The organism is Mycobacterium sp. IDUB_5 (genome assembly GCF_055419565.1).
Genome location: NZ_JBVAXX010000006.1, coordinates 239,302 through 260,040, shown reverse-complemented (window position 1 = coordinate 260,040; position 20,739 = coordinate 239,302). Strand labels below are relative to the sequence as shown.

The window sequence follows — 20,739 nt, the reverse complement described above, 5'->3', positions numbered from 1 at the left end:
GGCGCCGATCCCGGCGACTGGACCGATGACCGACCCGCGACCGGCGCGACGACGGGGCGATGACGGGGGCGCCGTCGGCGGGCTTGCCACGCGATGCCCAGCGGGTACACAGCAGTTACCCTGGACGCACGGGTGCGCCGTGTGTCGAACCCGTTCCAGGCTTCAGGTTAAGCCCACTCCCGGGAGGACGAGCGATGCGACCGCGGCCGAGGCAGCTGGCCAAGACCGCAGCTGGCCTGAGCGTTGTGGCCGTCGCCATGGGCGGCTGCCAGGCGGAGGTCTACGGCTCGCGGCCCACTGGTCCGCAGCTCACCGTGGTCGCGCCCGTGGGCACGGCCGAAGCGCTCCCCGACCAGCCCGTCGATCAACCGGCCCCCACATTCCGCGGCCTCGCCGACCGCGAGCGCCTGGCGACGGCGACGGCGGCTGATGAGGGTGCCGACATCACCGCGGCGGTGCTGGACCGCAACACCGGGCAACTGGTGACCAACGGCAACGACCGGCCCATCGCGATCGCCTCGGTGGTCAAGTTGTTCATCGCCGACGACCTGCTGCTGCAGGTGGCCACGGGACAGACGACGCTCTCGGCCGACGATCGCGACATGCTCGACGTGATGCTGCGCTCCTCCGATGACAGCGCAGCCGAGGTGTTCTGGAACCGCAGTGGCGGCACCGCGATCATCAATCGCGTGGTCAGCCGGTACGGGCTCACCTCGACGCGCCCACCCACCAACGGCAGGTGGTTCAACACGGTGAGCACGGCGACCGACCTGGTGCGCTACTACGACAAGCTGCTGGCCGGGACGGGCGGCCTACCCGGCGAACAGGCGAGCGTCATCCTTTCGAACCTGGCCGCATCGACGCCCACCGCCCCCGACGGCATGGTGCCCGGCGGGGTGTACCCCCAGCGGTTCGGCATCCCCGAGGGGCTGCCCGGCGATCCGGTCGCGGTCAAGCAAGGATGGATGTGCTGCGTGAATTCCGACTGGATGCATCTGTCCACCGGCGTGATCGGCCCGGACCGTCGCTATGTGATGGCCATCGGCTCGATGCAGGCATCGGACGCAGCGACTGCCCGCAAGACCATCACCGACGCGGTCCGCATGATGTTCCCGGACGGCCGCATATGACGACTTCGAGGAGATACATGCAGAGCTGGCCCCGGCGTCGCGTGACGTCCTCCGTGCTGTGCGCCGTCGCGCTCGTCGCCGGCGGCTGCCAGGCGCAGGCGCCCGCACCTGAGCGCACTCAGTCGTCGGCGGTAGCGCCGCAGAGCAATTCGGTGCCGCTGCCGGCCGCTCCCCCGGCGCAGCCGTCGGCCGGCATCGTCGACCTCGATGCCCGCATGCAGAAGGCCACCGATGACGCTGCGTCGGCCACGGGTGCCGACATGAGGGCCGTGGTGCTGGACCGCACCACCGGACAGGTGGTGTCTGACGGTGGCGATCGCCCCTTCCCGATCGCGTCGGTGGTGAAGTTGTTCATCGCCGACGACCTGCTGCTGCAGGTGTCGCAGGGAAAGACCACCCTCACACCCGCCGACCGGCAGCAGCTCGACATCATGTTGCGGTCCTCGGATGACAGTGCTGCACAGAACTTCTGGGATCGCAGCGGCGGCAACGCGATCATCGGGCGAGTGGTGGCCCGGTACGGGTTGACCGGCACGACGGCGCCGTACAACGGGCACTGGGACGTGACGCAGAGTACGGCGAGCGACCTCGTGCGCTACTACGCCAAGCTGCTCGACGGCAGCGGCGGGCTGCCCCGCGAGCAGGCCGACGTGATCCTCGGAAACCTGGCGCAATCCACCCCGACCGGCACCGACGGATATCCCCAGCGCTTCGGCATCCCCGAGGGCCTCTACGCCGAGCCGGTCGCCGTCAAGCAGGGCTGGTTCTGCTGTTGGAACGGCGGTAATCAACTCCACGTCTCGACCGGGGTGATCGGCGCCGACCGCCGGTACGTGATGGCGATCGGTTCACTGGACCCGACGAGTGAGGCGGGCGCGCGCAAGGACATCACCGAGGCCGTCGAGACGATGTTCCCCGGCGGCAGGATCTGAGGACGCGGCAGCTCTCAGTCCAGCAGGTCGGGCCGCCGCTCCCGGGTGCGCTCGAATCCCTGCTCCCGTCGCCACGCGGCGATCCGGGCGTGATCCCCCGAGCGCAGCACGTCCGGCACCTCGAGGTCGCGCCACACGGCGGGCCGGGTGTAGCTCGGCCCTTCGAGGAGTCCGCCGACCGACTCGGAGTGCGAGTCGTCGCGGTGGGATTCGGGATTGCCGAGCACCTCGGGCAGCAGCCGCAGCACGGCTTCGATCATCACCACGGCCGCCGATTCACCGCCGGGCAGGACGTAATCGCCGATGGACACTTCCTCGACCCGCATGCGCCGGCCCGCGTCGTCCATCACCCGCTGATCGATGCCCTCGTACCGGCCGCACGCGAACACGAGATGCTTCTCGGCCGTCCAGCGCTGCGCCACCCTCTGCGTGAACAGTCGACCGGCCGGGCTGGGCACCACGAGAAGCGTTTCAGCAGAACAGATCTCGTCGAGCGCTTCGCCCCACACGGGAGCCCGCATCACCATGCCGGGACCGCCTCCGTACGGGGCGTCGTCGACGGAGCGGTGGACGTCATGTGTCCAGCGGCGCAGATCGTGCACCGCCACGTCGACGATGCCGGCATCGATCGCCCGCCCGGGCAGCGACTGCCGCAACGGATCGAGAAACTGCGGGAAGATCGAGATCACGTCGATGCGCATGCGGGTGCCTTCTCAGCTCAGGTCGAGAAGACCCTCGGGCGGGTCGATCACCACGGAGCCCTCGGCGAGCGACACCGACACCACGATCGCGGACACGAACGGCACGAGCACCTCGGCCCCGTCCTCGCGCGTCACCGCCAGCAATTCGCCTGCGGCAGTGTGCAACACCTCGGCGACCGTGCCGACGATCACGCCGGCGACGGTCGAGACGGTGAGCCCCTCGAGTTGGTGGTCGTAGAACTCGTCGGGGTCGTCGATCGGGGGCAGCGTCTGCGCGTCGACGAGGAACAACGTGCCGCGCAGCGAATCGGCGGCGTCGCGATCGCCGACACCGTCGAGCCGGATGAGGAGCCGATCGCCGTGACTGCGTACCGACTCGATTCGGTACTCGCGCTCGGCGCCCCCGCGCGGCGCTCGGCCGCGCAGGGTGGCGCCGGAGACGAACCGGCCCTCCGGGTCGTCGGTACGGACGTCGACGGCGATCTCGCCGGTCACGCCGTGGGCCTTGACCACGCGCCCGACCACGAGGTCCATCTACTGGTCGGTGTCCACCACGTCGACGCGGATACCGCGGCCGCCGATACCGGCGACCAGGGTGCGCAGCGCGGTCGCGGTACGGCCACCGCGGCCGATGACCTTGCCCAGGTCATCCGGGTGCACGTGCACCTCGACCGTGCGCCCGCGGCGGTTGGTCACCATGTCGACCCGGACATCGTCGGGGTTGTCGACGATCCCGCGAACCAGATGCTCGACGGCGTCGACGACGACTGAACTCACGGTGTCGCTCAGCTTTCAGTGGCGCCGGCGACGGTGGCGTCCTCGCCCTCGGCGGCGGCCTCGGACTTGTCCGCGGACCCGGACGGATCAGCGGTCGCCTCGATGTCAGAGGCTTCCTTCTTGGCGGCCGGCGCCTTCTTCTTCTTGGGCGTGGTTGCCTCGGTGGACGGGCCACCCTCGGCCTCGGCCAGCGCGGCGTTGAACAGGTCCAGCTTGGAGGGCTTGGGTTCCTTGACCTTCAGCGTGCCCTCGGCGCCGGGCAGGCCCTTGAACTTCTGCCAGTCACCGGTGATCTTCAGCAGCGCGAGCACGGGCTCGGTGGGCTGAGCGCCCACACCCAGCCAGTACTGGGCGCGCTCGGAGTCGACCTGGATGAGGCTGGGCTCTTCCTTGGGGTGGTACCGGCCGATCACCTCGATGGCGCGACCGTCGCGGCGGCTGCGCGCGTCGGCGACGATGATGCGGTACTGCGGATTGCGGATCTTGCCCAGACGGGTCAGCTTGATCTTGACAGCCATGAAGAAACACTCCTACTGAGGTGCCACGCTGCAATTCGGCGATACAGGCGGGTTGCCCGATCCGGTTTTGCCTTACGTGTGTGACCGTCGCGGGGCCTGAGTCCCGGACAGACAGCCGCTCATTGTGCCAGAGCGCAGGGCGCGAACAGAAATCGTCACACGAGCTTGTCGAAGCACTTCTCTTCGACCCGCTTGCTCATCCGCCACCCGTGCTCGGTGCGGACGAACTCGTCGACGTACCAGATGCCGACGAAGTAGATCTGGGCAGGGTTCTTGTCGGGATCGCCACCCATCACCATCGGGTTGAAGCAGATCGCGCGCGATGTCGCGGTGTCGCCCGAGATACGGATGTCGACGTTGCCGAGCATGTGGTAGTAGATCGGGAAGTTCGGCAGCACCTCCTTCAACCAGGCCTTGACCTCGGGAAACCGTCCCTCGATACCGCCGGCGACGCTGTAGTCGATGTACGCGTCCGGGGTGAACACCGCGTCGAGATCGTCGAAGCGCTTCTGGTCGATCGCGGTCGAGTAGTCGACCAGCAACTGTTGGATCTCCAGCCGATCGGAAATCTCCTCGAGGCTCAACATTCCTCGATTGAACACGATCGAGGAATCCCGTTAGGCTCGGCCGCCATGATGAGGCTTCTCGCGTACCTGACGGTGATCATGGGCGTGGTCGGCGGGGTGAGCGCTCCTCACGCGGTCGCGACGCCGGTCGCCGGGGTGAGCCAGCCGGCGGGCAGCGTTCCGATCCCGGTCGGCCCCGCGGAGGCGTGGATCGTCGCGGACATGGACACCGGCGCGGTGCTCGCGGGCCGCGAGGAGAACACCCGGTTCGCGCCGGCGAGCACGATCAAGGTGCTGCTCGCACTGACCGTGCTCGACGAGCTGCCGCTCGACGCGACCCTCGTCGCCAATGAGGCCGACACCAGAGTCGAATGCAACTGCGCGGGTGTGACGCCGGGAATGACGTACACCACCCGACAGCTGCTGGAGGCGCTGCTGCTCGTCTCGGGCAACGACGCCGCCAACACGCTGGCGACCATGCTGGGCGGCCGCGACGTCGCGACGGCCAAGATGACCGCCAAGGCCGCCAGCCTCGGCGCGCTCGGCACCACTGCAGGTTCACCGTCGGGCATCGACGGCCCGGGGATCGACATCTGGTCCACGCCGCACGATCTCGCGGTGATCTTCCGCGCCGCGATGGCCAACCCGGTGTTCGCCCAGATCACGTCCCAGCCCACCGCGGTATTCCCCACCCGTACCGGCGACGTCGTACTGGTCAACCAGGACGAACTGCTGCACCGCTACCCGGGCACCTTCGGCGGCAAGACCGGGTACACCGATCTCGCGCAGAAGACGTTCGTCGGCGGCGCAGAGCGCGGCGGGCGGCACCTGGTCGTGGCGATGATGCACGGGCTCGTCAGAGAGGGCGGGCCGACCTACTGGGATCAGGCTGCCGCGCTGCTCGATTGGGGTTTCGCCCTAGGACCGAACGCGGGCATCGGCACGCTCTAGTGCGATTTCGGCGTGCTCGTCGTCGCTCGGCGACGGCAGTCACGCCGAAACCGGTACCCGACGGTGACCCGGCCGAGTCCTTCCGCGGATAGCGTCGCCCATCGTGCGGCGTGGATTCGCGGGGCTGGTGTGCGCCCTCGGTACGACGATGATCGCGGTGACGGTCATCGTGCCAGCCGCCCCGGTCGCTGCCCAACCGAGCGCCGAACCCGCTGCAGCACAAGCACTTCCACAAGGACCGGCACAGGCGTGGCTGGTCGCTGATCTGGACACCGGTCGCGTGCTGGCCAGTCGCGATCCGTACGGCCGCTACGCACCCGCCAGCACGATCAAGCCTCTGCTCGCGATGGTGGTGCTCGATCGGCTGCGACCGGACAATTTCGCGCGGGCCAACTCCTCACATGACGACGTCGAATGCTCGTGCGTGGGGCTCGTGCCCGGGCAGGCCTACACCACGACGCAGTTGCTCTCGGCGCTGCTGATGGTGTCGGGCAACGACGCGGCGAACATGCTCGCCGACATGCTGGGCGGGCAGCAGGCCGCGGTGGCGGCGATGAACCGCAAGGCCGCCCTCGTCGGCGCACGTAGCACCAGGGCGTCGTCGCCGTCCGGCCTGGACGGACCCGGCTGGGAGTCGGTCACCTCGCCCCACGATCTCGCGGTGATCTTTCGTGCGGCGCTTCAGTATCCACTCATCGCGACGATCATGCGATCGCCGACGGCGCCGTTCCCGGGCAAGACGCTGCACAATCAGAACGAGCTGCTGAGCCGTTACCCCGGGGATCTGGCCGGCAAGACCGGGTTCACCAACCTGGCCCGCAAGACCTACGTCGGTGCGGCCCAGCGTGGCAGCAAGCGGCTGGTGGTGGTCCAGATGTACGGCAGCGGTGACCTCTACGGGCAGGCGATCGACCTGTTCGACTACGGCTTCAGCCAGCCCTAGGCTGACCGGGATGGACACCGGCGCCGCCGAGCAGATCGATCGCCGGCTCGCGCCCTGGACCGGCCACCTCGGCGCCGACCTCACCGCCTACCGCAACCATGTGCTGCGGGTCCTGGCGTATTGCGATGCGCTGCACGCCATCTCCCCCGTCGCCGGCATCGAGCCCGTCCCCTCGTCCACCGAGGCCTACCTGACCGCGGCCGCGTTCCACGATCTCGGCATCTGGTCGGCAGGCACCTTCGACTATCTGGCTCCGTCCGCCGATCTGGCCCGCGCCTGGCTCGCCGAGCACGGCGAGGAGGACCTCGCCCCGCTCGTCACCGAGATGATCGTCGAACACCATCGGATTCGGCGCGCCGGACCGCCCAGCGCCCCTGTCGAGATCTTTCGCCGCGCCGATGCCGTCGACGTGTCGCTCGGCGTGGTGCGCTTCGGCCTTCCCCGCGCCTCCTGCCGGGCCGTGCGCAGAGAATGTCCCGATGCGGGCTTCCACGCCCGGCTCGTCGCGCTGACGCTGGCCCACGCCCGACGTCATCCCGGCTCTCCGCTGCCCATGTTCAAGTGGTGACACCCCGCCAGAGGGACGCCCCCATTGCTCGCTGCCAGCAAGTAAGGTCGCCCTAACTTGCGCCGCGTGGTGTGGTGCGCCGACCGAGGGAGCAGTCGTTGGCCGTCCAGCCCGAGTTCTCGCTGATCGTCGGATACGGCACCGACATGGGCAACGCCGAAGACGCGGCGTTGTCTTTCGCGGAGGCGTGTGTCGCCGCCGGCATCGGTGCCGAGGCCCGCGAACTCAATCAGATCGACATCGACGAACTGCGCAGCGTCAGCCATTTCGTCGCCGTCACCTCGACCTTCGGCGACGGTGAATTTCCCGACAACGCCGCACTGTTCTGGGAGTCACTCGCAGTCAGCGACACCCCGCTCGATCACCTGAGCTTCGCCGTACTGGCCCTCGGTGACATCGGCTACGACCTGTTCTGCAACGCCGGAAAACTGCTCGACGAGAGGCTCGAAGCGCTGGGAGCCACCCGGCTGACCGCACGTGTCGACATCGACGGCCCCTACGAGCGCCACGCCGCAGCGTGGACCACCGACGTGGTCAAGCTGCTGCAGGCCGCGCACACCCCCGCCGGCGTGGCACCACCGCCCGCCGAGCTCGCCGGCCGAGATCGGCACCATCCTGTGGCAACCCGGTGCACGGTCAATCGCGTTCTGTCGTCGGCCGACCCGGACCGCGAAGTCCGCCATTACGAGATCGACCTCACCGGATCCGGCATCACCTACTGCGCCGGCGACTCTCTGGCCGTGTACGCCCCCAACGATCCCGTGCTCGTCGACGCGCTGCTGGCCGAACTCGCCGCCGAACCCGATCATCTCGTCGCGGGCTACGACGAACCACTGGGCACCCTGCTCACTGAACGCCTCGAGATCCGGACACCCTCGCGCGCACTGCAGGCCCTCGTCGCCGCGCACACCCACGACGAACGCGCGGCCGCCGAGCTGCGCGCCGAGCCGACCCCGGCGCCGGGCTCGTGGTGTTACGGCAAAGACGTGCTCGACCTGGTGCGGCTGGCCGATCTCGACGTCGACGACGTCGTCGACACCCTGCGCCCCCTGCAGTTTCGCGACTATTCGATCGCGTCGAGTCCACTGGTGCATGCCGACAGCGCGCACCTGACCGTCGCCACGGTCCGCTACACCTGCGGCGGCCGCACACGCGGAGGTGTCGCGTCGACCTTCCTGGCCGACCGCGGCGATCGGCTCACGGTGCAGCTGCGCCCCAATCACGCGTTCCGCCTGCCGGATCCGGACATCCCGATCATCATGATCGGCCCTGGGACCGGCGTCGCACCGTTTCGCGGCTTCCTGCAGGAACGCCAGGTCACGGGTTCCTCCGGTGAGTCGTGGCTGTTCTTCGGAGACCGCAGGCGCGCCACCCACTACCTCTACGGCGAGGAACTGGAGGCCTTCGTCCAGGCCGGCACGCTGACCCGGCTCGATCTGGCGTTCTCCCGAGACTCGGACACGAAAGTGTATGTGCAGCAGCGCATGCGGGATCGGGGCGCCGACCTGTTCGCGTGGTTGCGCGCCGGCGCTCATCTGTACGTGTGCGGCGACGCCGACCGGATGGCCCGCGACGTCGACGCCGCGCTGCACGAGATCGTGGCCGAACACGGCGGGTTCGACGCCGAGGGCGCCCACGCATTCGTCAACGACCTGGTGAAGTCGCACCGCTACGTGCGCGACGTGTACTAGCGGGTCACGCGTCCACGCAGCACGACGCGATCAGGCGCCGCGAGCACTCCGGCACCTGTTCTCGGATCATCTGTGTAGCAGACGAAATCGGCGGACGCACCGTGCTCGAGACCCGGCCGGCGCAGCCACTCCCTGGCGTCCCAGCAGGCCGCGCCCAGCGCATCGGTCGGCGTCATGCCGATCCCCTTGAGCGCTTCCACCTCCTCGGCGATACGGCCGTGCGCCACAGCGCTGCCCGCATCCGAGCCCGCGTAGATGGGCACGCCCGCTTCCCGCGCCGCCGCGATGCGCTCCCCGCACGTGGCGTAGAGGGCACGCATGTGGCGCTGATAGCGCGGGTACTTGTGGGCGGCGGCGGCGATGTCGGGGAAGTTCTCGATGTTGATCAGCGTCGGCACCAGCGCGGTGCCGTACTCGACCATCAGATCGATCGTGTCCTCGGTGAGCCCGGTGCCGTGTTCGATGCAGTCGATGCCGGCGCGGATCAGGCCGGGCAGCGCCTCCTCGCTGAACACATGGGCCGTCACGCGGGCGCCGTGGTCGTGCGCGGCGTCGATCGCCGCGTCGAGGACCTCGTCAGACCACAGCGGAGCGAGATCGCCGGTGTCGCGGTCGATCCAGTCCCCCACGATCTTCACCCAACCGTCCCCGCGGCGCGCCTGCTCGGCGACCGCCGCAGGCAGCTGCGCTTCGTCGGCCAGTTCGGCGGCGAAGCCCCGCTGGTAGCGCTTGGGCCGGGCGATGTGACGCCCGGCCCTGATGATCCGCGGCAGGTCGTCACGCTCGTCGAGAATTCTTGTGTCGGTGGGAGATCCGGCGTCGCGCAGGAGCAGCGCGCCGACCTCACGCTCGACAAGCGCCTGCTCGATGGCCTCGTCGAGCGGGATCTCACCGTCAGGCCCCAGCCCGACGTGGCAGTGCGCGTCGACCAGGCCGGGCAGGATCCAGCCGCCATCGAAGACAGTCTCGGCGCCGGCGACCGGTTCGGCGGACAGGCGTCCGCGCCGCCCACCCTGTTCGGGCGAGCCCTCATCGACGACCCACCACTCGACGGGTTCCCCGTCGGGCAGCCCACGCCCGCGGACGTGCAGCGCCGCCGCCATCAGTTCTTGGGGAACTTCAGCTTCGACAGGTCGATGTCGGCGAGGCCCGGGGGCAGCTCGTCGAGGCCCTTGGGCATGTTTGACAGGTCCGGGAAACCGGCGGGCAGGCCGCCCATGCCGGCGCCGAGCGGATTGCGAGGCGGCGTCGGACCCTTGGTCGTCTGGCGGCCCTTCTTCTTGCCCGCCTGCTTGTTCTTGCCCTTGCCCGCCTTACGAGTGTTCTTGCGGCCAAACGGCATTCCCATCTGCCCGGCCATCTGCGACATCATCTTGCGCGCGTCGAAGAAGCGGTCCACCAGCTGGTTGACCTCGGCGACGGTCACCCCGGAGCCGTTTGCGATGCGCAACCGTCGGGAGGCGTTGATGATCTTCGGGTCGGCCCGCTCGGCCGGTGTCATGCCGCGGATTATGGCCTGCACCCGGTCGAGCTGGCTGTCGTCGACGGCGGCCAGCGCGTCCTTCATCTGACCGGCGCCGGGCAGCATGCCCAGCAGATTGCCGATCGGACCCATCTTGCGGATCATCAGCATCTGCTCGAGGAAGTCCTCGAGAGTCAGCTCTCCGCTGCCGATCTTGGCCGCGGTCGCCTCGGCCTGTTCAGCGTCGAAATGCTGCTCGGCCGCCTCGATCAGACTCAGCACGTCACCCATGCCGAGGATGCGGCTGGCCATCCGGTCGGGGTGGAAGACGTCGAAGTCCTCGAGCTTCTCGCCGCTGGATGCGAACAGGATCGGCACGCCGGTGACTTCGCGCACCGACAGCGCGGCCCCACCGCGGGCGTCACCGTCGAGCTTGGTCAGCACGACGCCGGTGAAGCCGACGCCTTCGCGGAACGCGTCGGCCGTGGTGACGGCATCCTGGCCGATCATCGCGTCCAGGACGAACAGCGTCTCGTCGGGCTGCACCGCGTCGCGGATCGCGGCGGCCTGGCTCATCAGCTCCTCGTCGATACCGAGGCGGCCCGCGGTGTCGACGATGACGACGTCGTAGTGCTTGGCCTTGGCCTCGGCCAGACCCGCGGCGGCCACCGCCACCGGATCGGCCGTGCCTTTGACCTCGGCGGCGCCGGGCGCGGTGCCCGGATGCGGCGCGAACACGCCGACCCCGGCGCGTTCGCCGACGATCTGCAGCTGATTGACCGCACCGGGCCGCTGCAGGTCGCAGGCCACCAGCAGCGGCGTGTGACCCTGGCCCTTGAGCCACTTGGCGAGCTTGCCCGCCAGCGTGGTCTTGCCCGAGCCCTGCAGGCCGGCCAGCATGATCACCGTCGGTGGGTTCCGCGCGAAGGCGAGCTGGCGCGTCTGACCGCCCAGGATCGCGACGAGCTCCTCGTTGACGATCTTGACGACCTGCTGGGCGGGGTTCAGCGCACCCGACACCTCGGCGCCCTTGGCGCGCTCCTTGATGTGGGACACGAACTGACGCACGACGGGCAACGACACGTCGGCTTCGAGCAGGGCCAGCCGGATCTCGCGGGCCGTCGCATCGATGTCGGCATCGGTCAGCCGGCCCTTGCCGCGCAGGCCCGACAGGGCACCGGTCAACCGGTCGGACAGGGATTCAAACACCTCGTCAGCCTAACGGTCGCCCGGTCGCGGCGAGAAAGCCGCGCTGAGGCCTGGTCGCGTGCGACCCCCACCCGTTACCGTGAGGGCCATCCGACAAGCCCGCGGAGGTTCCGTGACAGCGATCGATGTGCCCCTCACCACCTCGCGCCGGGACGCGGACGCGCCCCGAGGCCCGCTCACTGGAGTCACCCACATCAGCCAGTGCACGTTGTGTGAGGCGCACTGCGGGCTGCACGTCACCGTCACCGACGGGCAGGTCACCCGCATCGAGGGCAATCCCGACGACGTGCTGTCCCACGGCTACATCTGCCCCAAGGCCACCGCGATGGGCGGACTGCACCACGATCCCGACCGGGTACACACCCCGCTGCGCCGCGTGGGTGAGCGCTTCGTGCCGGTCGACTGGGACGAGGCGTTCACCGAGATCGGTCGACGGCTGCGGGCGGTGCGGGCCACCAGCGGCAGCCAGGCGCTGGGCATGTACCTGGGAAACCCGGCCGCGCACAGCTCCGGCGCGGCCTACGGCTTCCTCCTGAGCCGGGCGCTGCGCACCCCGAACTTCTTCACCGCGTCGTCGATCGACCAGATGCCGCACGAGTTCGCGGCGTGGAAGGTGTTCGGGTCCAACGCGCTGATTCCCGTCACCGACATCGACCGCACCCAGCGGCTCGTGATTCTCGGGGCCAACCCCGCGGTGTCCAACGGTTCGCTGTCGATCATGCCCGGCGCGAAACGGCGGATCCGAGCGATCCGCGAACGCGGCGGCACCGTCGTCGTCGTCGACCCGCGCCGGACCGAGACCGCCCGCCTGGCCGATCAGCACGTCGCGGTTCGCCCCGGCGGCGATCTGTTCCTGCTGCTGGGGATGCTGCACGTCCTGCTCTCCGAAAAGCTTTGCGACACAAAGGCTGTCGCTGCACAGTCGACGGGGATCGCCGAACTGGCCGACCTGGTTGCCGACGCGACGCCGGAGGCGATGGCCCCGCGGGCCGGGGTGGACGCGGAGGTGATCCGCACGCTGGCCCGCGAGCACGCAGCCGCGGAATCCGCGGCGATCTATGCGCGCATCGGTATCTGCCAGCAGCCGACGGGCACGCTGGTCAGCTGGCTGGTGATGGTCATCAACGCGGTGACGGGCAACCTCGACCGCGCGGGCGGCACGATGTTCACCACCCCCGTCGCGGATGTGCCGAGGCTGGCCAAACGGATACCGTTCCGGCCGGGCAGCTACACCGACCGGTCGGGGCGCTATCGCTCGTTCCGCTCGGAGCTGCCCGCCGTGGTGATGGCCGACGAGATCCTCACCCCTGGCCCCGGTCAGATCCGCGCGATGATCACCTACGCCGGCAATCCCGTGTCGTCGATCCCCCAGCGCGGCCGTCTCGACGATGCGCTGGACTCGCTGGACTTCTACGTGGCGGTCGACATGTACGTCACCGAGACCACGCGGCACGCCGACTTCATCCTGCCGCCGGTGTCGCCGCTCGAACGCGACGACGTCAGCCTGCTGACGCCGGTATTCCAGGTGCGCAACACCGTTCGCTTTCAACATCGTTCGTTCGACCCACCGTCCGATGGCTTGGAGGACTGGGAGATCCTGACGCGCCTGGCGCTCGAACTGCTGCCGCGGCCGCTGCGGTCACTGCCCGGCCCGCTGCGCTCACGGCTCGTGTCGGCGATCAACCCGCTACGCCTGGCGGCGCTGGCCGTAGCCACCGGACCACACGGCCGACTTCGACAGGGCCGCAGGGGCATCACGATGCGGCAGATCCGCACCAGCCCGGGAGGTGTCGATCTCGGCCCGCTGCAGCCGCGCCTGCGCGAGGTCATCGCAACGAAAGACCGACGCGTGCACCTGGCGCCCGAAGAGTTCGTCGCCGCGGCACGCGCCTGTCTGGCGGATACCGACGCGGCGCCCACCGCCGAATACGACCTGCAGCTGATCGGCCGCCGGCAGCTGCGGAGCAACAATTCCTGGCTGCACAACGTGCCGTCGATGACGGGTGGCAGCAACCGGTGCACGGTGCTGATGCACCCGCACGACGCGGCATCGCGCGGCCTGGCCGACGGCGACACCGTGTCCGTTGCCTCGGCCGTGGGCCGCATCGAGGTACCACTGGACGTCACCGCCGACATCCGCGCCGGAACCGTTGCCGTTCCTCATGGTTGGGGCCATCAAGACACCGGGTGGCGCCACGCGCGCACGTTGGCCGGCGCCAACGTCAATGCCCTGCACGACCCGGATCTCGTCGACACGTTCACCGGCACCGCGGCAGTCAACGGGACCTGGGTCTCGGTCACCGCCGCGCACTGACCGTCTAGCTGGCTTCCTCGACGGCGGGCGGCGGCGCGGGCAGCACCGCGAACAGCTCCCGATCCAGGGTCTGGCGCACAGCGGCGCTGTCCTGTGGCAGCACGACGCCGAACGCGTCGACCACCGAGGAACCCAGCGTCGTCACCTTCGCCCAGGCGATGTCCACCCCGTTGCGCTCGAACACCGCGGTCAGCGCGCTCAACAATCCGGCGCGGTCGGTGGTCCGGATCTCGAGCACCGTCCGCCCGGCCTCGTCGGCGTCGTGCCACAGGACCCGCGACGGCGCGGCAGGAGCATGGACGGGCACCGCCGGCCGGATCTCGCCGGCACGGCCCGCCGCCTGAGGATCGCCCTTCTTCTCCAGCGAGGACACCACGTCGAGATCGCCGTCGAGCGCCAGGATCAACTGCTGGCGCAGCAGCTCGGCCGCCGGCGGTGAACCGAAATGCGGTGAGACGACGAAGGTGTTGACCGCAGACCCGTTGTGGCCGTTGACCGAAGCCGAATGCACACGCAGCGAGTTCAGCGCCAGCACACCGGCGGCCTTCGACAGCAGACCGCGCTGGTCCGCCGCGATCATCGTGACGGTGAAGATGTGCGGACTGTCGCCGGGCGCCAGCTCCACGTGCACCCCGGGTTGGCCGGCCATCTCGAGGAAGCGGGGATCGATCGGATCCGGTTGCGGCAGAGGCTCCCCCGCCATCACCAGCCGGCATCGCCGGACCAGATCACCGAGCAAAGAGGCCTTCCAGTCACCCCACACGCCGGGACCGGTGGCCAGGGAATCGGCCTCGGCCAACGCGTGCAGGAGCTCGAGCACCGTCAGATCCCCGCCCATCGCATCGACGACGGTCGCGATGGTCGCGGGGTCCTGCAGGTCACGTCGAGTCGCGGTGTGCGGCAGGAGCAGGTGATGCCGCACGACGGCAGACAGGATCGTGATGTCCGACGGCCACAACCCCAGCCGCGTGCCGATCTGATGGGCCAGCTCGGCACCGATGACGCTGTGGTCCCCGCCGCGGCCCTTGCCGATGTCGTGGATCAGCGCACCGAGCACGAGCAGATCGGGCCGGGCGACGCGCGTGGTCAAAGCGCTTGCCCGCGAGACGGTTTCGACGAGGTGACGATCGACAGTCCAGATGTGCACGACGTCGCGGGGGGGCAGGTCGCGCACCGCACCCCACTCGGGGAAGAGCCGGCCCCACAGGCCCGTGCGGTCGAGGGCCTCGATGGTGCCGACCGCCGAGGGGCCGGCGGCGAGCATCACCAGCAGGTCCTTGAGCGCCTGACGCGGCCACGGCGTGCGCAGTTCGGGCGCTGTTTCCACCAATCGGCTCAGCGTCGAGGCCGCCATCGGGAGACCGGTGGTCGCCGACGCGGCCGCCACCCGCAGGATGAGCCCGGGATCGCGTTCCGGACGTGCGTCTCTGGCGAGGATGACTTCGCCATTGAACTCGATGACGCCCTCGTCGAGCGGGCGGCGCACGGGGCGGCGCAGCGCCGACAGCCCGCGGCGTGGCAGCGCGTTGCCTGCCGTTCGGATGCCGGCGTCGACGTAGTAGCTGACCGTGCGGGCGGCGTCGGAGAGCATGCGGGCGAGATCGAATCGGTCCCCGATGCGCAGCGACGCACCGATCTCGTCGGCATGCTGGGCGAGGAGCAGTTCCCGGCCGCGTCCGGCGACGCGATGCAGTTCCGTGCGTACGTTCAGAAGGGCCAGATGCGCCTCGCCCAGAGTCTCGGTGGGAGAGGCCAGCGATCGGCTGGGATACACGTCGGCGAGCTGCGCGATGGCCAACGCGTTGAGCAGTTGCACGTCGCGCAGGCCGCCGCGACCGCATTTGAGATCGGGTTCGGCGCGGTGTGCGATCTGACCGCTACGCTGCCACCGGGCCCGGGTGTGCTCGACGAGTTCCTCGAAGCGCGAGCCGATCCCGGTACGCCACTGGCGGCGCGCACCACCGATCAGCAGCGCTGAGAGGTCCGCGTCGCCGGCGATGTGACGCGCCTCGAGCATCGCGAGCCCGGCCGACATGTCGTCGGCGGCGACGCGCAGCGCCTCGGGCACCGTGCGCACACTGTGGTCGAGCCGAATGTTGGCGTCCCACAACGGATACCACAGCAGCTCGGCGACCTCGCCCACGATGTCGGACGGCATGTTGTCGTGCAGCAGCATCAGGTCGAGGTCGGAGTACGGGAGTACTTCACCGCGGCCCAGACCGCCGGTGGCGACGATGGCGAACCCACTGCTGGCAGTGATACCGATGTCGTTCGCCTTGGTGGTGAGCCAGAAATCGTAGAGATCGAGCAGGGCGTCGCGCAGCGCCGCCGAGTCCAATCGCGCTCCCCCGGACCGCAATTGCTCGACGGCGGCAGTCAGATCAGTTGCCGGACTTGACGATCCCGCCGCCGGACGCACCCAACGGGGTGCGCCGGCGGCGGGACGCGGTGTCTGTTCTGTCATGAGTTGTCCTCCCGGCACTTGACGATCCAGCGCACCCGGCGCGGGCCGGGAGACGACTCGGTGTTCGACTGCTCCGTCAGAGAGCGTCGGCTCCCCTCTCGCCGGTGCGCACCCGCACCACCGTCTCGACCGGGCTCACCCAGACCTTGCCGTCACCGATCTTGCCGGTGCGGGCGGCCTGCACGATGACGTCGACCACCTTGTCCACGGCGGCGTCGTCGACGACGACCTCGACGCGAACCTTCGGCACGAAGTCCACCGAGTACTCCGCCCCGCGGTACACCTCCGTGTGGCCCTTCTGCCGACCGTAGCCCTGAACTTCGCTGACGGTCATGCCGAGGATGCCCGTCTGTTCCAGACCGGTCTTGACATCTTCGAGTGTGAACGGCTTGACGATCGCAGTTATCAGCTTCATATCCCTTATCCCTCCACGCCTGGGTGACGACCGAGTGCCGAGCCTCCGCCGACCGAAGCGAAGTCGTAGGCGGTTTCAGCGTGCTCCGATTCGTCAGCCCCGGTGGATTCATCCTCCTCGCTGAGCCGAAGTCCGACGGTGTACTTCACTATCAGAGCCAAGATAGCTGTCCCGATGGCCGAGTAGAGCAGAACCGCTCCCGCACCAACGGCCTGGCGCCACAGCTGGTCGAAACCGCCACCGTAGAAGAGCCCGGCCACACCAGCGCCGGTCTCGGGCGCGGCGACCAGCCCGACGAGCAGAGTGCCGACGATGCCGCCGACCAGGTGGACGCCCACCACGTCGAGCGAGTCGTCATATCCCAGTTTATATTTCAGGCCGACGGCCAAGGCGCACAGGGCACCTGCGACGACGCCGATCACGAGAGCTCCGACCACGTTCACCGACGAGCACGACGGGGTGATCGCGACCAGGCCGGCCACGATGCCCGAGGCGGCACCCAGCGAGGTGGCCTTGCCGTCACGGATGCGCTCGGTGAGCAGCCAGGCAAGCATCGCCGCACCCGTGGCGACAGTCGTGGTGACGAAGGTCGAACCGGCCAGGCCGCCCGAGGACGTCGCCGAACCGGCGTTGAAGCCGTACCAGCCGAACCACAGCAGACCGGCGCCGAGCATCACGAACGGCAGGTTGTGCGGGCGCATCGGGGTGCCCGGCCAGCCGCGGCGCTTGCCGAGGATGATCGCGAGAACCAGGCCCGCGGTACCGGCGTTGATGTGCACCGCGGTGCCACCGGCGAAGTCGACTGCGGCGAGCTTGTTGGCGATCCAGCCGCCCGTCTCGGCGGTGACCCCGTCGAACGAGAAGACCCAGTGCGCGACCGGGAAGTACACGACGGTGACCCACAGTGCGGTGAACAGCAGCCAGCCGCCGAACTTGATGCGGTCGGCGACCGCGCCCGAGATCAGCGCGACGGTGATGATCGCGAACATCAGCTGGAAGGCGACGAACACCGTGGCCGGCAGCGTACCCACCAGCGGGATGTTCACCGCGTCCACGGCTTCCACGCCGGCGGCCGGGTCGGCGACGACGGCTGCCGCCGCGTTGCCCCCGATCAGCCCCTTGAGTCCGAAGAACTGGGCGGGGTTGCCGAACAGGTTGCCCACGTCGTTGCCGAAGGCGAGCGAGTAGCCGTAGAGCACCCACAGCACGGTGACGACACCCATGGCCGAAACGCTCATCATGATCATGTTGAGCACGCTCTTGGCGCGCACCATGCCGCCATAGAAGAACGCCAGGCCGGGGGTCATCAGCAACACCAGCGCGGCGCTGGCAAGCATCCACGCGGTATCACCGGTGTCCGGTATACCCATCGTCGGGAATTGGTCCACTCGCAGATTCCTCCTTCGTCATGCCACGGCCGCGCCAAATGACGTCCGTTGCCTGGGACATGACAATGCGCAGTGGTTGTTTCGACGAAGACGCGCCGGTGTTTCGCTCGTGTGAACGGATGGACCGGTCAGGTTTCGCTGCTGTTACATCACGCGATTCAGGCGGCGCGCTCAGCCGAGTAGGGCGTCGACGAAGGCCGCCGGTTCGAACGGGGCGAGGTCATCGGCGCCCTCACCCAGGCCCACCAGCTTCACGGGAACGCCGAGCTCCTGCTGCACCCGGAACACGATGCCGCCCTTGGCGGTGCCGTCCAGTTTGGTGAGCACGACGCCCGTGATGTCGACCACTTCGGCGAATACCCGGGCCTGCGGCAGACTGTTCTGACCGATCGTCGCGTCCAGGACCAGGAGTACCTCGTCGACCTGGGCGCGTCGGCTGACCACCCGCTTGACCTTGCCGAGCTCGTCCATCAGGCCGGTCTTGGTGTGCAGCCGGCCCGCGGTGTCGATCACCACGACGTCGGCGCCCGACGCGATGCCGGTGTCGACGGCGTCGAAGGCCACCGAGGCCGGATCGGCCCCCTCGGCGCCGCGAACCACCTGCGCACCGACCCGTGACGCCCAGGTCTCCAGCTGATCGGCCGCAGCGGCTCGGAACGTGTCCGCGGCGCCCAACACGACGCGGCGGCCGTCGGCCACCAGCACGCGGGCCAGCTTGCCCACCGTGGTCGTCTTGCCTGTGCCGTTGACACCGACGACCAGCAGCACCGACGGCTTGTCCTCGTGGGGCAGGGCCCTGATCGAGCGATCCATATCGGCCTTGAGCTCGGCGATCAGCACGTCGCGCAGCACCGCGCGGGCGTCGGCCTCGGTGCGGACGTTGGCCGATGCCATTCGCGCGCGCAGTGCGCTCACCACCGATTCGGTGACCACCGGGCCGAGATCGGCGATCAGCAGCGTGTCCTCGATCTCCTCCCAGGAGTCTTCGTCGAGGTCACCGCCGCCGAGCAGGCCCAGCATGCTGCGGCCCAGCGTGTTCTGCGACTTCGCCAGGCGGCCACGCAGCCGGTCCAGACGGCCTTCCGCCGGCGCGATGTCGTCGATCTCGGGGGTGACCGCCGGGGCCGGCGGCTCGTCCGGGACGACCACGTCTGGTTCGGCAACGTCTGGCCCCACAACATCGGGAACCACGACGTCGGGAACCACGGTGTCCGGCGCCTCTACGGGCGGTTCAGGACGGGCCTCGGTGACGGGATCAGGCAGCCGCACGTCGGAGATGCGCCGTTTGGGTGCATCCCGCGGGATGGTGGCATCATCGCCGACGGCGGGCAGTCCGGTGGTGTCGATGCGCTCAGGCGCCTTCGCAGTGCGCGGCGCGGGCGGCTGAGGGGGCGCCTCGGTGGGCGCTGACGCCGAGAACGTGATGCCCGAGGCGGCCTTGTAGCCGCCCGACCGATCGACAGGAGTGGCGGTGTCTCGAGCGGACAGGCTGATGCGACGCCGGCGGTACCGCACCAGGCCCACCACGAGCGCGACGAGCAGCAGGACGGCGATGACCGCAATGGCGATCCAGAGACCCTCACTCACCCGGCCATTGTCGCAGGGGCCCGGAACGGGCCACAGCCGGTGAGCTTCAACCCGGGCTCGGCCCTGCATCAGCGCAAACGCCGCCACATCGATGTCTGCCTGACCGAGGCGGTCGACTACCAGACGGTGACCACGGGCTTCGAGCGCTACCGGTTGCCCTACAACGCGCTGACTCAGACCGACCTGCGTGCGATCGACCTGGGTACCGACTTCCTCGGCCGCCGGCTGCAGGCGCCCGTGCTGATCGGCGCGATGACCGGCGGTGCGGAGCTCTCGGGGATCATCAACCGCAATCTGGCGGCGGCGGCGCAGCAACTGGGCATCGGCATGATGCTGGGGTCGCAGCGGGTGATGATCGACGACGAGGGCGCCGCGGCCAGCTTCGCGGTCCGCGAGGTCGCGCCCGACGTGCTCGTGATCGGCAACGTGGGGCTGGCCCAGGTGTCCCCGGACATGGTGCCCGGGCTGGCGGCCGCGCTACAGCGTGTCGGCGCTGATGCCGTCGCGGTGCACACCAATCCGCTGCAGGAGGCCATGCAGCACATGGGCGACACGGATTTCTCCGGGTCACTGGGCCGGCTGGGCGACGTCATCGGAGCGCTGGACTACCCGGTGATGATCAAGGAGGTCGGGCACGGCATCGGCGCCGTCGCGGCGGCAGAGCTGGTGCGGTATCCGGTGGCTGCGGTCGACGTCGCCGGTGCGGGCGGCACCTCCTGGGCGCGCATCGAGCAGTTCGTCCGATACGGGGAAATCCGCCATCCGGCGCTGGCCGAGTGGGGCATCCCGACCGCACAGGCGCTGCAGGAGGTGCGTCAGACGCTGCCGGACATGCCGCTGGTGGCCTCGGGCGGAATCCGCACCGGCATGGACGCCGCCAAAGCTCTCGCCATGGGCGCGCAGGTCGTCGCCATTGCCCGGCCGTTACTCGCGCCGGCGATCGAATCCGTTGCCGCCGTGGTCGATTGGCTGGAAGTCTTCCTCGAGGAGCTGTTGATCTGCCTGCACGGCAGCGGCGCGGCCGACCTCGCGGCCCTGCGCGCCGCCGGCGTCACCCCCCACTCCGCCCAAACCGACGTTTGGGCGGGAAAGAGCGAGTAGAACCCACCATTACGTCGATCTG

19 protein-coding genes are annotated in these 20,739 nt (G+C 69.2%); 8 read left to right on the top strand and 11 right to left on the bottom strand.

Going from position 1 to position 20,739, the window contains the following annotated elements; all coding sequences use genetic code 11:
- The first annotated feature begins 194 nt into the window (after positions 1-194).
- The gene (locus tag ACZY1G_RS21210) at positions 195-1,130 is read left to right on the top strand and encodes a serine hydrolase (RefSeq protein ID WP_463816907.1); all 936 of its coding nucleotides are present in this window, start codon (positions 195-197) and stop codon (positions 1,128-1,130) included.
- A 17-nt stretch (positions 1,131-1,147) separates the two neighbouring features.
- The gene (locus ACZY1G_RS21205) at positions 1,148-2,062 is read left to right on the top strand and encodes a serine hydrolase (protein ID WP_463816908.1); all 915 of its coding nucleotides are present in this window, start codon (positions 1,148-1,150) and stop codon (positions 2,060-2,062) included.
- Positions 2,063-2,076: 14 nt separating this feature from the next.
- On the opposite strand, the gene trmD is transcribed toward ACZY1G_RS21205, so the two are convergent.
- The 5 genes from trmD to ACZY1G_RS21180 form a co-directional block, all read right to left on the bottom strand.
- A complete protein-coding gene (gene trmD, locus ACZY1G_RS21200) occupies positions 2,077-2,763 on the bottom strand; it encodes a tRNA (guanosine(37)-N1)-methyltransferase TrmD (protein WP_463816909.1) in 687 nt (228 codons plus the stop codon).
- A gap of 12 nt (positions 2,764-2,775) precedes the next feature.
- A complete protein-coding gene (rimM, locus tag ACZY1G_RS21195) occupies positions 2,776-3,297 on the bottom strand; it encodes a ribosome maturation factor RimM (RefSeq protein ID WP_463823536.1) in 522 nt (173 codons plus the stop codon).
- Positions 3,298-3,540 carry an RNA-binding protein gene (locus tag ACZY1G_RS21190; RefSeq protein WP_003928628.1) on the bottom strand — a complete coding sequence of 81 codons (243 nt, stop codon included), beginning with the start codon at positions 3,538-3,540 and terminating at the stop codon, positions 3,298-3,300.
- A gap of 8 nt (positions 3,541-3,548) precedes the next feature.
- Positions 3,549-4,058: a 30S ribosomal protein S16 gene (rpsP, locus tag ACZY1G_RS21185; protein WP_463816911.1), complete on the bottom strand. Its 510-nt coding sequence runs from the start codon at positions 4,056-4,058 to the stop codon at positions 3,549-3,551.
- A 155-nt stretch (positions 4,059-4,213) separates the two neighbouring features.
- Entirely contained in the window at positions 4,214-4,645 is a 432-nt protein-coding gene (locus ACZY1G_RS21180; protein ID WP_463816912.1) for a nuclear transport factor 2 family protein, read from the bottom strand.
- Between the two features lie 45 nt (positions 4,646-4,690).
- Between ACZY1G_RS21180 and ACZY1G_RS21175 the strand changes: the two genes are divergently transcribed.
- The 4 genes from ACZY1G_RS21175 (at position 4,691) to ACZY1G_RS21160 (ending at position 8,777) form a co-directional block, all read left to right on the top strand.
- Positions 4,691-5,575 carry a D-alanyl-D-alanine carboxypeptidase family protein gene (locus tag ACZY1G_RS21175; protein ID WP_463816913.1) on the top strand — a complete coding sequence of 295 codons (885 nt, stop codon included), beginning with the start codon at positions 4,691-4,693 and terminating at the stop codon, positions 5,573-5,575.
- A gap of 103 nt (positions 5,576-5,678) precedes the next feature.
- On the top strand, positions 5,679-6,518 hold the full coding sequence (locus ACZY1G_RS21170; protein WP_463816914.1) for a D-alanyl-D-alanine carboxypeptidase family protein: 840 nt from the start codon (positions 5,679-5,681) through the stop codon (positions 6,516-6,518).
- A gap of 10 nt (positions 6,519-6,528) precedes the next feature.
- Positions 6,529-7,086, top strand: coding sequence for a hypothetical protein (locus tag ACZY1G_RS21165; RefSeq protein ID WP_463816915.1), 558 nt, complete (start codon positions 6,529-6,531; stop codon positions 7,084-7,086).
- A 98-nt stretch (positions 7,087-7,184) separates the two neighbouring features.
- The gene (locus ACZY1G_RS21160; RefSeq protein ID WP_463823535.1) at positions 7,185-8,777 is read left to right on the top strand and encodes a diflavin oxidoreductase; all 1,593 of its coding nucleotides are present in this window, start codon (positions 7,185-7,187) and stop codon (positions 8,775-8,777) included.
- Here ACZY1G_RS21160 and ACZY1G_RS21155 read toward each other — a convergent pair.
- Together ACZY1G_RS21155 and ffh are read right to left on the bottom strand one after the other, a co-directional pair.
- Positions 8,774-9,880: a metal-dependent hydrolase family protein gene (locus ACZY1G_RS21155; protein WP_463823534.1), complete on the bottom strand. Its 1,107-nt coding sequence runs from the start codon at positions 9,878-9,880 to the stop codon at positions 8,774-8,776. The genes ACZY1G_RS21160 and ACZY1G_RS21155 overlap by 4 nt on opposite strands.
- Entirely contained in the window at positions 9,880-11,448 is a 1,569-nt protein-coding gene (ffh, locus tag ACZY1G_RS21150) for a signal recognition particle protein (protein WP_463823533.1), read from the bottom strand. The genes ACZY1G_RS21155 and ffh overlap by 1 nt, the downstream gene beginning before the upstream one ends.
- A 112-nt stretch (positions 11,449-11,560) precedes the next feature.
- On the opposite strand from ffh, the gene ACZY1G_RS21145 reads away from it, so the two are divergent.
- Positions 11,561-13,762 (top strand): molybdopterin-dependent oxidoreductase, encoded by a 2,202-nt coding sequence (locus ACZY1G_RS21145; RefSeq protein WP_463823532.1) that lies wholly within the window; start codon positions 11,561-11,563, stop codon positions 13,760-13,762.
- 4 nt (positions 13,763-13,766) lie between these two features.
- Here the strand turns inward: ACZY1G_RS21145 and ACZY1G_RS21140 are convergent, their stop codons facing one another.
- From ACZY1G_RS21140 to ftsY, 4 genes are all read right to left on the bottom strand, one after another.
- Positions 13,767-16,226 carry a [protein-PII] uridylyltransferase gene (locus tag ACZY1G_RS21140; protein ID WP_463816920.1) on the bottom strand — a complete coding sequence of 820 codons (2,460 nt, stop codon included), beginning with the start codon at positions 16,224-16,226 and terminating at the stop codon, positions 13,767-13,769.
- A 76-nt stretch (positions 16,227-16,302) separates the two neighbouring features.
- Positions 16,303-16,641 (bottom strand): P-II family nitrogen regulator, encoded by a 339-nt coding sequence (locus tag ACZY1G_RS21135; protein ID WP_011779408.1) that lies wholly within the window; start codon positions 16,639-16,641, stop codon positions 16,303-16,305.
- Between the two features lie 5 nt (positions 16,642-16,646).
- Positions 16,647-18,029, bottom strand: coding sequence for an ammonium transporter (locus tag ACZY1G_RS21130; RefSeq protein ID WP_463816921.1), 1,383 nt, complete (start codon positions 18,027-18,029; stop codon positions 16,647-16,649).
- Positions 18,030-18,200: 171 nt separating this feature from the next.
- Positions 18,201-19,616, bottom strand: a complete 1,416-nt coding sequence (gene ftsY, locus ACZY1G_RS21125; protein WP_463816922.1) for a signal recognition particle-docking protein FtsY — start codon at positions 19,614-19,616, stop codon at positions 18,201-18,203.
- 39 nt (positions 19,617-19,655) lie between these two features.
- Here ftsY and fni point away from each other — a divergent pair, with 39 nt between their 5' ends.
- Positions 19,656-20,717, top strand: a complete 1,062-nt coding sequence (gene fni, locus ACZY1G_RS21120) for a type 2 isopentenyl-diphosphate Delta-isomerase (protein WP_463816923.1) — start codon at positions 19,656-19,658, stop codon at positions 20,715-20,717.
- Positions 20,718-20,739 lie beyond the last annotated feature (22 nt).